This window comes from Nitrosospira sp. Nsp18, from assembly GCF_900103145.1.
Lineage (GTDB): Bacteria > Pseudomonadota > Gammaproteobacteria > Burkholderiales > Nitrosomonadaceae > Nitrosospira.
In genome coordinates, this window is record NZ_FMWY01000008.1 from 44,954 (window position 1) to 57,181 (window position 12,228).

The window sequence follows — 12,228 nt, forward strand, 5'->3', positions numbered from 1 at the left end:
GTCGGCCTAGAGAGGGTGCATGAGCTCTTCCTATCTTCCATTTCACTACCTCCCGCTGGTGGCCTGGCTGCCTTTTCTGAGCATCGTAGTGAGGCCATACGGCGTTACATAGATTTTGTGGCAGACGGGAGAAATCAACCGGGCCGTGGGAGAAATTGAAGAACCAGATTTTTCTGGGCTCTGATGAATTTGCTTCAATACCGCTACGATCTGTTCTATTGAAAACCGCTTCTTCTTCATGGCAAACAGCCCTCCTTTCAAGGTCAAGTTTGCCGAAAAACTCACTTTCTGTCTGGTCCTGAATTTCTAAATCAGATCACAACCACGAAAACCCTTCGTTAACATACTTGGGACTGAAATTTCTGAAGAGCTGGAAAGTGGCAATATTGCCAGTGCTTGAAAAAAGTCATTAAATCGATTAGCGAAAGGCAAACAAATGAGACTTGGCAATATTGCCACTTGTATTATGTGAGCGCTGTAGCAAATAATTGAATGCGCGGCAAAACCGAAAGTAGTCCACTAAATAATAAGCCTGAGCCGGGAAGTTCGGCAGCGGGGCTGAAGAATAAGGGATCACGCTGGTGTTTAAACCGCTCGGCAGGCCTGCCAAAATACTTAACTGGAATGCTCCAATCGCACGGTCGGGGCACAAATGGTTAGATCTGACGATCTTTGAATCCAGAGGCATGCACAAGAAACTGCTACGCGATGTCGTGGCGTTACAATACGGAAAGGCCGCATACTGCTATTAGCGGAATGACGTATTACCGGAAACTGGCAATCGTCGCCTGGATACCGCTTCTGGATGCAGCCAAAAAATGGGAGGAGGACTAGGGCGTCTATGGAAAATGTATTAAAAAATTATCCCAAAGCGATCGTTCATTTAAGACAGCAATTTCAAAATTGTCGACTCAGTTTGGTTTTTGGAGCCGGTATCTCAAGAGAATTACACTTCCCCAACTGGGATGAATTGGTTGAGGGCATAGCGTCACATACTGAAATCGACGGGAAGGAAATATATGAAAATGCTAAAAAATGGAGTAACACAACTTCAATTACTCAACTGCTCTTCCAGCACTTTAAGGGGCGCAGGCTCGAGGAACTTGAGAAAACCCATAATTCAATAGCGTACCGCGAAAAGCGGGTTCTAGCGGAGTGGAGGGAAGTGGTACATGAAGTTCTATACAAAAATGCAGAGGCCGAGAGAAAAAATAATATTGGCACTCATGCATATTTGAAGGAATTCATACCCCTCATTAATCATACTAAATTCGCTGTTAACTATAATTTCGATGACACGTTGGAGTACATGCTCTCGCAAAATGAGTGGAATAGAGCTCCTCGAAAAGGGAGGGCATACCAAGCTGTATGGAATTCACACGTGCAGTATCAAGAAACCACGCCCGTCATTTACCACCCTAATGGTTTTCTTCCAGGTGATAAAAATTTACAACAAAGTGAAAATTTGGTTTTTTCTGAAGATACGTTTTCTGATCAGCTCATAGAGAGCATGTCCGGCAGATTAGCTTCATTGCTTCATCTTTTTACAAAGAAAACGTGTCTGTTTGTAGGACTTTCCTTAGACGACCATACGTTGAAGCATTTGCTAAGACAGGCCTTGACGATCAGCCCAGGAAACTACCACTATTATATTAGATACACCAACGAGAAAAAGACGCTTACGGCAAGCGAGAAGAGGGCGATTTTTAATTCGAACTTTGAAGTATTTAACTTAATCACTCTATTTCTTAATAGCGCAGAAGTTTCAGCTTTAGCACAACTTATAGAGCTGGAAAAAGAAAACTTCAAAAGACGCGCCGCAATTGCTGGAGTTAATACGAAATACAACTATTATTTGGTAGGCGCTGTTGGAGTCGGCAAATCAACCGTCCTAAATCATTTTGGTAGCTTACGACTTTACGAAGAATGGATGGAAGAGCGCCCCTCTGCGCTTGCTAAACCATCTAGTCAACTAACAATGCCTGAAAAGGAAATGGTAGACAAGTGGGTAAACAGTCAGTTTTATCAGAAGAATGTCGCTCTATTAGAAACCACAGAGGGGATTCAGTTAATAGATAGATCTCCTCTTGATCCGATTACCTTTACTCAACAAAACGAGACGGGAGCAAGAGCCCAGAGCATGATCTCTGCTATAAGCCCAGGAAGAAGCGAGTACAAAATAGAATCAGGACAGATAGTACTATTGATGGCGAGCATTGTCGAAGTGAAAAGTCGGCTGCTGTCCAAGCGGAAGATGAACTGGGACGACAATACTCTTGAAGGTCTGCAAAAAAGAACGTTGGACATTTATGGCGAGTGTCCTACGAGTGCAATTGACAATACGGGAAGGCCTATAGAGCACGTAGTCAGAGCGATAGCTAAGAAGATATTTGTAGAGGAATATCTACCTGTAGACCTACATCAAAGACTTCTGAATATAGCGGAATTATGACTGCCACAAAACGAAGGATGCGGCTCTATCTCGCCTCTCCCTTATTTAACGACAGAGAGCGAACGTTCAATGACTCCCTTAGGGATCAGTTAACGCCAGATTTTGACGTATTCGTGCCACAAATAGATGGGTTTCTTCTCGCAAAGCTTGTCGCTCAAGGTACCGATAAAGATACAGCCGAAAGAATTGTCTACGAAGCGGACATTTCAGCAATAACAACAACAGATATTGTTGTCGCGGTATTAGATGGCGCCAATGTTGACGAGGGTGTCGCGTTTGAGCTTGGGTATTCCAAAGCGTTGGGAAAGACATGCGTAGGACTGCAAACAGATATCCGCCGCCAGCTTCCAACAGGAAATAATCCCATGATTAATAGAAGTTGCATAGAGATATTCAATGACGTTGGGAGGTTATGCAGCTGGTTACGGAGGTTGTGATCTTGTGGGTGGTTCTCCCAGGTTCAGATGCACTTCTTCACGTAGACGCCGTTCTGAACGGTTAGCATACAAATCATCAGCTCGAGATCAATAGAGGGCCACCTTGTATGACTACCGCTCGGCTTTAACTGCCGCAGTGAAATTACTCGCAAGTTACCCCCCTGTTACCCTAAAAAGGATACTATTGAGCTTAACTCATTGATATGTTGGTAGGCCGTGCCAGATTCGAACTGGCGACCAACGGATTAAAAGTCCGCTGCTCTACCGGCTGAGCTAACGACCCAATTACCAAGGTCGTGCATTATAACGGCTCACCCCTCCGATATAAAGTTTTTTGGATCAAGTTCGTCCGAATGCGATTGCCTGCCCATCCCATTTCAGCGCAGAATCGGGTTTAACGCGCCCATCTGTGAAGAGTTGATCCTTGAGTAGTGACATTATTGTTATCGGCGGTGGAATAGCCGGGCTGACTGTAGCGCACGAATTGCTGCGGCTTGGTGCGACGGTGACCATACTGGAGCGTCAGCACTGCGCCCGGGAGGCATCCTGGGCGGGGGGTGGCATACTTTCGCCACTGTTGCCGTGGAATTACTCCTGCCCGGTAACGCGGTTGACGCAATTGAGCAATGCGCTATTTCCGAAGTTTATCGAAGCGCTGCGGCGCGATACAGGTATTGATCCGGAGTACCAGGCCAGCGGTATGCTGGTTTTAACCCACACCACCGGCGAACCGGGCAGCGAAGGCCACGGCGGAGCGTTGCGGGGCGCCCGCGAGCATAACGCCGAGGCCTGGTGCGCTCTCCACGATTTTCGGCTGAGCAAGGTTCGCTCTCATGAAATTGCACCGCTGCTCGCCAACGACGAAGCAGCGCTTTGGCTGCCGGACGTTTGCCAAGTGCGTAACCCCCGTTTATTGCAGGCCTTGATAAAGGCGGTAGGGCAGCGTGGGGGGGCCATTAAAGAGCATGTGGAGATTACCGATTGGCAGGTTGAGCATGGGCGGGTCCAATCGGTCAGTACGAGCAGGGGTGAGAAATTCACTGCATCGAATTACATCGTCACCGCCGGAGCGTGGAGCGGCGGGCTTTTACGTGAGCATGCATTAAAGCTCGATATCTGGCCAGTACGAGGGCAGATTCTGCTGTTCCAGGCACAATCGGGTCTGCTTCCCGCAATCGTGCTACAGGAACAGGACAATTTTTATTTGATACCGCGCCGCGATGGACACATTCTTGCCGGTAGCACCCTGGAGGAAACTGGCTTCGACAGACGCACGACTGCTCAGGCGGGAAAATTATTGCTCGAAAAAGCGCATGCGCTCGTGCCGGCATTGACCGAAGCAACGCTTTCAGGCCATTGGGCAGGATTGCGCCCAGGGTCGCCTGAAAATATCCCGGTCGTCGGTAGCCATCCCCACATCCCGAACCTTTATCTCAATAGCGGCCATTACCGCTACGGTATCACCATGGCGCCGGGCAGCGCTCAGCTTATATCCAATATGATCCTGAACAAACCACAACCGCTGGATATCGCGCCTTATAAGTGGCCATCCTAGCCCGTGCGGAGAACATATTTTCGCCGGTGGCGTTGTTTCCGCGCAGTTTCCAATAAAGCCTTGCCCGCGCTGCGCTTTATCGGCACGAGGCGGAGTGATAACATTGCACCACTTCAATAACAGGAATAGGGCATACGCATGGCCGGTCACAGCAAGTGGGCTAATATCAAGCACAAGAAAGCCGCGCAGGACGCAAGGCGCGGCAAGATTTTTACCCGGCTCATTAAAGAAATTACCGTTGCGGCGCGGCTTGGCGGTGGGGATCCCAACAGCAACCCACGGTTGCGTCTGGCTGTCGACAAGGCTTACGAGCAGAACATGCCCAAGGACAACGTCGAGCGTGCAATCAAGCGCGGCAGTGGCGACCTGGAGGGCGTGAACTATGAAGAAGTACGTTATGAAGGCTACGGTATCGCTGGCGCAGCCGTATTGGTGGATTGCATGACGGACAACCGCGTGCGTACCGTCGCGGATGTGCGCCATGCTTTTACCAAGTATGGCGGCAATCTCGGTACGGACGGCTCAGTCGCATTCCTGTTCAAGCATTGCGGGCAAATGCTTTTTGCTCCCGGCACCGATGAAGAAAAGCTGATGGAAGCCGCTCTCGATGCCGGCGCGGAGGACGTAGTCACCAACGATGACGGAAGCATGGAAGTCATTACGGCGCCGTATGAATTCGTGACAGTCAGGGCGGGGCTGGAGAAAGCGGGGTTCAAGGCAGAGCTTGCGGAAGTGACGATGAAGCCCGTCAGTGAAACCGTGCTGAGCGGTGATGATTCAGTCAAAATGCAAAAATTGCTGGATGCGCTGGAAAATATAGACGATGTGCAAGAGGCTTACACAACCGCCGTGCTGGATGAATAGCATTTTTACCCTGAATATATTGGAAAATCGATGCAGCCAGGAGCCGGTTTGTGCTTGCTCCCGTTTGCGCCGCTATGTGTCAACTTGACCGAAAGTAAGTTTATTCCGGCATTTGAATTTATAGTCGCGCTTATTCGGAAGGAAAAAAAATCCGTATTCTTGGCATAGACCCCGGCTTGCGCATTACTGGCTTTGGTGTTATCGATAAATTCGGCAGCAAGCTGGCCTATGTCAGTAGCGGTTGTATTAAAACCGTAGAGGGCGAGCTACCGTCGCGCCTCAAGACGATCATGGATCATCTTAATGAGGTGATCGCGCAGCACCAGCCTGATCAAGTCGCGGTGGAACAGGTATTCGTCAACGTCAATCCAAAATCCACACTAATGCTCGGGCAGGCCCGGGGGGCGGCGATTTGCACGGCCGTACTGAATAATCTGGCCGTCGCCGAGTACACCGCGCTACAGATCAAGCAGGCAGTGGTCGGCAAAGGGCATGCCAAAAAAGAGCAAGTGCAGGAAATGGTGAAGCGCCTGTTGCAACTTGGCGGTAGCCCCAGCGCCGATGCGGCGGATGCGCTTGCTTGCGCGATCTGCCATGCTCATGGGGGGCAGGGGCTGGGCGGAATTTCGACTGCGGGCTACCGCATGAAACGGGGGCGTCTGGTATGATCGGCCGGATAACCGGTGTCCTGCTGGAAAAATCCCCCCCCCTGGTGCTGGTTGATATACAAGGCCTCGGGTACGAGATCGATGTGCCCATGAGCACGTTCTATAACCTGCCCACGATCGGCGCGCGAATCACGCTTCACACCCACCTCGTCGTGCGCGAAGACGTGCATCTGCTTTTCGGTTTTGCCACCGAAGGAGAGCGGCAAGCTTTTCGCCAGCTCGTGAAGATTTCCGGCGTCGGGGCAAGAACAGCCCTTGCGTTGCTGTCTGGCCTGAGCGTGGCTGATTTGCATCAGGCGGTAGCGGCCCAGGATAGCGGGCGGTTGATCAAGATCCCCGGTATTGGCAAAAAAACCGCCGAGCGTTTGCTGCTGGAATTACGCGACAAGCTCGACCTTGGCATGGCTGGCGCAACAGATGCCTCAGGCGTCGGGCTCACGGCAACGAGCGCAAATGACGTGCTCAATGCCCTGTTGTCTCTGGGGTATAATGACCGGGAAGCCAATTGGGCAGTCAAGCAGTTACCCGCCAACGTTAACGTATCCGATGGCATACGTCAGGCGTTGAAGTTCCTATCGAAAGACAAATAAAAGAAACACGACGGCCACGCTCGAATCGCGCGCGTTTACTGCCACCACTCACTTCCAGCCCAACACGGATAAGAGGTGCAGCTTTAGTGTTTGATTATGATTGAAACCGATCGATTGATTACCTCCGCGCCCGTCTCTCTCAAGGAAGAGGAGCTGGAGCGGGCGCTGCGCCCCAAGCACCTGACCGAGTACGTCGGCCAGGAAAAAATTCGTGGGCAGTTGCAAATATTCATCGAGGCGGCACGGCGCCGCGGGGAGGCGCTCGACCACGTGCTGCTGTACGGGCCGCCCGGTCTGGGCAAGACAACACTTGCGCACATCATTGCCAGGGAGATGGGCGTGAGCCTGCGCCAGACGTCCGGCCCGGTGCTGGAACGCCCCGGCGACCTGGCGGCCCTGCTGACCAATCTCGAACCCAACGATGTATTGTTCATCGATGAAATTCATCGGCTTTCGCCTATCGTGGAGGAGATTCTCTATCCCGCGCTGGAAGACTATCAGCTCGATATCATGATAGGCGAAGGTCCCGCGGCACGGTCTGTCAAACTCGATTTGCCACCGTTCACTCTGGTGGGCGCCACTACTCGCGCCGGTATGCTGACGAACCCGTTGCGCGATCGTTTTGGCATTATTTCACGCCTTGAATTTTATTCGGTGGAAGAGCTGACTAAAATCGTGACGCGATCCGCGGGATTGCTGAACGTGGAAATTTCTTCCGATGGAGCGGTGGAAATTGCGCGCCGCTCACGCGGCACGCCACGCATCGTAAACCGTCTGCTGCGGCGGGTGCGAGATTTCGCTGAAGTCAAAGCCGATGGTTACATTACCCGCCCGGTGGCGGATGCTGCATTGATCATGCTCGATGTGGACCTCATCGGTCTCGACGTGATGGACAGAAAACTGCTGCTTGCCGTCATGGAAAAATTCGGCGGTGGCCCGGTGGGTGTGGATAATCTCGCCGCCGCCATCAGCGAAGAGCGTGGCACCATTGAAGATGTGCTGGAACCGTACCTGATACAGCAGGGCTACATGAAGCGCACACCACGCGGCCGCATGGCCACCGCTATTGCCTACCAACATTTCGGCATGGCCTTGCCGAAGAATGGATTGGTTGGGTTGAGCGGAGAGTTGTGGCTGGATGACCAGCCATGAACACGCGGCATGAATCGTTATCGATCCCCGGCAATCCGCTTGAGGCGCTGGATAACCTGAGTCCACAGCAATCACGACGCCTGATAGCTGAATGATGGAAGCCGCGCTGAGGGAGGCTCGGTTTCTATTGGAAAGACGACGCTCTCGAATACCGAAATTTTTTTGTTTAAAAATATGAAAGCAACAGAAGTTGATAAATTTACCGTTAATCCGGACGAGACCGCTTTTTCGTTGCCCATTCGCGTCTACTATCAGGACACCGATGCGGGCGGAGTAGTTTATCATTCGACTTATCTCGATTTCATGGAGCGCGCCCGCTATGAATGGCTGCGGCAGCTCGGATTCGAGATTCACTCATTGATTCAGGTTCACAAGGTAATTTTCATGGTGCGTTCACTTAGTATTGAATACCTCAAGCCGGCGCTACTGGATGATTTGCTGCATGTCACTGCGGAAGCGGCTGAAATAGGCAGCAGCCGCATCGTGATCTCGCAACAGGTGCTGCGTGGTCCTGCTACGCTGGTCAATGCAACCGTCCAGGCGGTGTGCGTGGGAGCCGACAGCCTCAAGCCCGTACGCGTACCCGTGCCTTTGCGCCACCAGCTTGGAAAACACTCATGAGCCCGGCAGTTACCCAGGATATGTCTCTTTTCCACCTCATCGGCAGCGCCAGCTTGCTGGTGCAACTGGTAATGTTGCTGTTGCTGCTGGCTTCGTTCCTGTCGTGGTGGTACATCTTTCGCAAGCTGTTCGTCATCCGCGAGGCGATAAGGCAAAGCGATGAGTTCGAGAATGTTTTCTGGAAGGGAACCGATCTCAATGCACTTTTTCAAAGCGCCGCCGGTTCGCGCCATACGGCAGGCAGCATGGAACGAATTTTCGAAGCTGGTTTTCGGGAATTCATGAAACACAAACGCCAGCCGGGAACAGACATCACCACGGTGATGGACAGTACGCGCCGCGCGATGCGGGCCACCTATCAGCGCGAAATGGATAATCTTGAATCGCACCTTTCGTTTCTTGCGACGGTGGGTTCGGTAAGCCCCTACGTCGGCCTGTTTGGTACCGTTTGGGGAATCATGAATTCCTTCAGAGGCTTATCCAACGTCACCCAGGCCACTATCGCTCACGTTGCGCCAGGCATTGCGGAGGCGCTGATCGCGACGGCAATGGGGTTGTTTGCAGCGATTCCGGCGGTTATCGCCTATAACCGTTATTCGAGTCGCATCGATCGGCTGGCAACCCGTTTTGAGAGCTTCATGGAAGAATTATCCAACGTACTGCAGCGTCAAGCGAGCGGATGAGATCATTTTCATGGGGTAAGCGCCATGAATGAGCGCCGCGCCAAACGTCGGTTGATGAATGAAATAAACGTGGTGCCATACATTGACGTAATGTTGGTGCTACTGGTGATTTTTATGATTACGGCGCCGCTCATCACGCCCGGTCAGATTGAGTTGCCCCAGATAGGCAAATCGCTGGCGCCGCCGGTAGCGCCGCTGGAGGTGATTGTCAAGGCTGACGGCAGCCTGGGATTGCATGACCGTTCCATGCCGGGAGGCGAACAAAAGATCAATCGTGAAGAATTGGTCAGCGCGATTAAACAGAAGCAGGCGGCAAATATTGAGCAGCCGGTGGTCATTGCCGGCGATAAGAATGTACGTTACGAAGAAGTAATGAATGTGATGGACATTCTTCAACAGCAGCAGGTGAAAAAGGTGGGGCTGCTGGCCAGACCGAAGTGAGCAGCGGGCGGCCATCTCATATGAACAGACGGTGAGCGGAATGGCGTTGAGGAAGCCCTCGGAAATTGAACCGGGCGCGATGCGGGCGGGCCTGCTGGCGGTACTGGTCCACGTCATTTTTTTCGCTTTCATGGTTTTCGGACTCAATTGGAAAACATATCCGACAGAACCGGTGATGGTGGATTTGTGGAGCAGCCTGCCTCCAGCGGTTCAGCCGGCTATCAAGGCAGCGCCGCCTCTGCCCGAGCCCAAGCCGGTCCAGCCGCCGCCCGAAGCAGCGCCGTTGCCACCCAGGATCGAGACGCCACCGCCGCCCCCAAAGCCGGATATTGCCCTCAAGGAAAAAATCGAGAAGCCTAAACCAGTTGAAAAAAAGCCGGTGGAAAAAAAAGAACTGGTAAAAAAAGAACAGGAACAGAAAGAGCGGAAAGAGAAAGAGCGAAAAGAAAAGGAGCAGAAAGAGCAGGAGCTGAAAGAGCAGAAAGCGCGAGTGGCGGCTGAAGTAGCGCAACTTCAACGGGAACAGCAGGAAGCGAATGCCAAGGCACAGGCTAAGGCGGCACAGGCGATGGCGCAATCCCGCCTGGCAAACGAAATGGCCGAATATAAGGCAAAAATACTTGCAAAAATCAGGAGAAATATTGTCATGCCACCCGATCTGCCTGGCAATCCGGTGGTGGAATTCGACGTTACGCTGCTTCCGGGTGGAGATATTCTTGATGTGAGGCTACGCGCTAGTAGTGGATTCGCTGCTTTCGACAGCGCCGTGGAACGCGGTATTTTTCTATCCAAACCGCTTCCGCTGCCGCCTGATCCCGCGCTTTTTCCAAAATTCCGCAATCTGAGCGTCAAGGTGCACTATCACGAATGACTGGTATAATTCCCATTATTCTTTAAAGGGTTGTTTTTATGCAAATTTGCTTGCGCAGATTTCCCGGTTATATTTTTGTCCTGTTACTGTCGCTGATCAGTGCGCCGCTGCATGCTGCCCTCGACATCGAGATTTTCGGTGGCGGCGCGGCGCAGATTCCGATTGCCATCGTGCCCTTTGCTGCGGAGGAAAGGCTCAGTCAGAGTATCACGCCGGTAGTATCCGCCGATCTGCAACGCAGCGGACTGTTCAGGCTGGTTGATCCGGGCGGGTTGAGGCCGCATGAGCCCATCGAAGTGAGTTTTCCTGACTGGATGAACCGCGGCGCCAGTGCGCTGGTCATTGGCAGCACCACGGCCTTGCCCGGGGGTCAGGTTGCAGTCCGCGTCCGGTTAATGGATGTTGCGAAACAAGCGGAGTTGGCGGTTTATGCCGAGACCGTGCCCGCGGAACAATTGCGTGCCGCCGCGCATCGGATAGCGGACCTGATTTATGAAAAGCTGACAGGGGATGTGGGGGTGTTCAGCACCCGCATTGCCTACGTGGTGAAGCAGGGAAAAAAATATTCCTTGCAGGTGGCGGATGCGGACGGCTTCAATGCGCAGCCGGTGATCGAGTACACGGAACCTATCATATCGCCCACATGGTCGCCGGATGGTTCTCGCTTGGCATATGTATCCTTCGAGAACAAAAAGCCGGTCGTTTACGTGCAGACGCTGGCCACGCGCGCGCGGAAGGCGGTAGCCAATTTCAGAGGCAGCAACAGCGCGCCGGCATGGTCGCCGGACGGAAAGAAGCTTGCAGTAGTGCTATCTCTGATGGGTGGCTCGCAGATCTTCCTGGTGAATGCCGATGGCAGCGGATTGCAACGGCTCAGCCAAAGCGCCGGAATCGATACCGAGCCTAGTTTTTCGCCCGATGGGCAGTCCATCATATTTACTTCCGACCGTGGCGGCAGTCCGCAGATTTATCGAATGGCAGTCACAGGGCGTGCATCCGGATCGGCAGAGCGCCTCACATTCGAGGGCAGCTACAACGTGAGCCCACATTACAGTTCGGACGGAAAAAGCTTCGTCTTCGTCCACCGCAATGGGGACAGATTTAATGTCGCGACCCAGGATCTGGCTACCCGCCAAGTGCAATTGCTCACTAATTCCCAATTTGACGAGTCCCCCAGCTTCGCTCCCAACGGCAAGATCATCCTCTATGCAACCGAGGTAAGGGGGCGTGGTATATTATCCGCCGTGTCGAGCGACGGCAAAACAAGACAACAGCTTTCAACGCAGGCTGGTGACATAAGAGAGCCGGCGTGGGGGCCTTTGCGAAGGCTCCAGTAGTTCGGGTTCCGTATTTTTTGCTAACTTTAAAGGAAATGAAATGAAAAAGATTTTATCCGTATTATTTATCAGTGTGTTGTCCGCCTGCGCGAGCAAGACTCCCCAGCCTTCTGCCGATGTGGAAGACAGGTCCGCAGGCGCCCGGACGGGGATGGAAACTCCTAGGTCAGGGGAAGGCGAGCCGAGCCTCAATCCGCTCACCGACCCCAATAATATTCTTTCACGGCGCAGCGTTTATTTCGATTTCGACAGCTACGTGGTAAAGGATGAATACAAGTCCCTGGTAGTGGCTCATGCCCAGTATCTGCGCGACAACTCCAATGCCAAGGCGCTGGTTCAGGGCAACACCGATGAGCGCGGAAGCAGGGAATACAACCTTGCGCTGGGGCAGCGTCGGTCTGATGCGGTAAAGTATGTGATGACTTTATCAGGGGCCAGGGAATCGCAGGTTGAATCTGTCAGCCTGGGAGAAGAGAAACCCCGCGCTACGGGTCATGACGAGGCCTCCTGGGCCGAGAACCGCCGCGCCGACATCCGTTATCAAGGGGATTATTAAT

At 52.5% G+C, this 12,228-nt stretch carries 13 protein-coding genes and 1 tRNA gene; 13 read left to right on the forward strand and 1 reads right to left on the reverse strand.

The genetic code is table 11. From position 1 onward, the window contains the following. Positions 1-841: 841 nt before the first annotated feature. Together BLS94_RS05310 and BLS94_RS05315 are read left to right on the forward strand one after the other, a co-directional pair. On the forward strand, positions 842-2,452 hold the full coding sequence (locus tag BLS94_RS05310) for an SIR2 family protein (RefSeq protein WP_176767802.1): 1,611 nt from the start codon (positions 842-844) through the stop codon (positions 2,450-2,452). Then, the gene (locus BLS94_RS05315) at positions 2,449-2,889 is read left to right on the forward strand and encodes a nucleoside 2-deoxyribosyltransferase (RefSeq protein WP_090958286.1); all 441 of its coding nucleotides are present in this window, start codon (positions 2,449-2,451) and stop codon (positions 2,887-2,889) included. The genes BLS94_RS05310 and BLS94_RS05315 overlap by 4 nt, the downstream gene beginning before the upstream one ends. Before the next feature lie 207 nt (positions 2,890-3,096). On the opposite strand, the gene BLS94_RS05320 is transcribed toward BLS94_RS05315, so the two are convergent. Further along, positions 3,097-3,172: transfer RNA gene (locus tag BLS94_RS05320), tRNA-Lys, on the reverse strand. A gap of 141 nt (positions 3,173-3,313) precedes the next feature. Here BLS94_RS05320 and thiO point away from each other — a divergent pair. From thiO to pal, 11 genes are all read left to right on the forward strand, one after another. Next, a complete protein-coding gene (gene thiO / locus BLS94_RS05325; RefSeq protein ID WP_090958288.1) occupies positions 3,314-4,444 on the forward strand; it encodes a glycine oxidase ThiO in 1,131 nt (376 codons plus the stop codon). Between the two features lie 138 nt (positions 4,445-4,582). Next, positions 4,583-5,308, forward strand: a complete 726-nt coding sequence (locus tag BLS94_RS05330; protein ID WP_072768127.1) for a YebC/PmpR family DNA-binding transcriptional regulator — start codon at positions 4,583-4,585, stop codon at positions 5,306-5,308. Between the two features lie 149 nt (positions 5,309-5,457). Further along, complete coding sequence (ruvC, locus tag BLS94_RS05335) at positions 5,458-5,976, forward strand: crossover junction endodeoxyribonuclease RuvC (protein ID WP_090958290.1); 519 nt, start codon at positions 5,458-5,460, stop codon at positions 5,974-5,976. Next, positions 5,973-6,566 carry a Holliday junction branch migration protein RuvA gene (ruvA, locus tag BLS94_RS05340; protein WP_090958292.1) on the forward strand — a complete coding sequence of 198 codons (594 nt, stop codon included), beginning with the start codon at positions 5,973-5,975 and terminating at the stop codon, positions 6,564-6,566. The genes ruvC and ruvA overlap by 4 nt, the downstream gene beginning before the upstream one ends. 96 nt (positions 6,567-6,662) lie before the next feature. Continuing rightward, complete coding sequence (gene ruvB, locus BLS94_RS05345) at positions 6,663-7,718, forward strand: Holliday junction branch migration DNA helicase RuvB (protein ID WP_090958294.1); 1,056 nt, start codon at positions 6,663-6,665, stop codon at positions 7,716-7,718. A gap of 174 nt (positions 7,719-7,892) precedes the next feature. After that, entirely contained in the window at positions 7,893-8,339 is a 447-nt protein-coding gene (gene ybgC, locus BLS94_RS05350; protein ID WP_090958409.1) for a tol-pal system-associated acyl-CoA thioesterase, read from the forward strand. Continuing rightward, entirely contained in the window at positions 8,336-9,022 is a 687-nt protein-coding gene (gene tolQ / locus BLS94_RS05355; RefSeq protein ID WP_072768124.1) for a protein TolQ, read from the forward strand. Before ybgC ends, tolQ begins: the two co-directional genes overlap by 4 nt. A 24-nt stretch (positions 9,023-9,046) precedes the next feature. Continuing rightward, positions 9,047-9,463, forward strand: a complete 417-nt coding sequence (tolR, locus tag BLS94_RS05360) for a protein TolR (RefSeq protein WP_072768123.1) — start codon at positions 9,047-9,049, stop codon at positions 9,461-9,463. Between the two features lie 40 nt (positions 9,464-9,503). After that, positions 9,504-10,334, forward strand: coding sequence for an energy transducer TonB (locus BLS94_RS05365; protein ID WP_090958298.1), 831 nt, complete (start codon positions 9,504-9,506; stop codon positions 10,332-10,334). A 50-nt stretch (positions 10,335-10,384) separates the two neighbouring features. Then, entirely contained in the window at positions 10,385-11,671 is a 1,287-nt protein-coding gene (gene tolB / locus BLS94_RS05370; protein WP_256325296.1) for a Tol-Pal system beta propeller repeat protein TolB, read from the forward strand. Positions 11,672-11,711: 40 nt separating this feature from the next. Then, positions 11,712-12,227, forward strand: coding sequence for a peptidoglycan-associated lipoprotein Pal (gene pal / locus BLS94_RS05375; protein WP_090958302.1), 516 nt, complete (start codon positions 11,712-11,714; stop codon positions 12,225-12,227). The last annotated feature ends 1 nt before the right edge of the window (position 12,228 follow it).

What these genes read in the sequence shown, in the direction of transcription:
- BLS94_RS05310 (WP_176767802.1), top strand. Translation starts at nt 842, where the DNA reads ATGGAAAATGTATTAAAAAATTATCCCAAAGCGATCGTTCATTTAAGA.
- tolR (WP_072768123.1), top strand. Translation starts at nt 9,047, where the DNA reads ATGAATGAGCGCCGCGCCAAACGTCGGTTGATGAATGAAATAAACGTG.
- BLS94_RS05365 (WP_090958298.1), top strand. Translation starts at nt 9,504, where the DNA reads ATGGCGTTGAGGAAGCCCTCGGAAATTGAACCGGGCGCGATGCGGGCG.
- ybgC (WP_090958409.1), top strand. Translation starts at nt 7,893, where the DNA reads ATGAAAGCAACAGAAGTTGATAAATTTACCGTTAATCCGGACGAGACC.
- tolQ (WP_072768124.1), top strand. Translation starts at nt 8,336, where the DNA reads ATGAGCCCGGCAGTTACCCAGGATATGTCTCTTTTCCACCTCATCGGC.
- pal (WP_090958302.1), top strand. Translation starts at nt 11,712, where the DNA reads ATGAAAAAGATTTTATCCGTATTATTTATCAGTGTGTTGTCCGCCTGC.
- BLS94_RS05315 (WP_090958286.1), top strand. Translation starts at nt 2,449, where the DNA reads ATGACTGCCACAAAACGAAGGATGCGGCTCTATCTCGCCTCTCCCTTA.
- ruvA (WP_090958292.1), top strand. Translation starts at nt 5,973, where the DNA reads ATGATCGGCCGGATAACCGGTGTCCTGCTGGAAAAATCCCCCCCCCTG.
- BLS94_RS05330 (WP_072768127.1), top strand. Translation starts at nt 4,583, where the DNA reads ATGGCCGGTCACAGCAAGTGGGCTAATATCAAGCACAAGAAAGCCGCG.
- ruvB (WP_090958294.1), top strand. Translation starts at nt 6,663, where the DNA reads ATGATTGAAACCGATCGATTGATTACCTCCGCGCCCGTCTCTCTCAAG.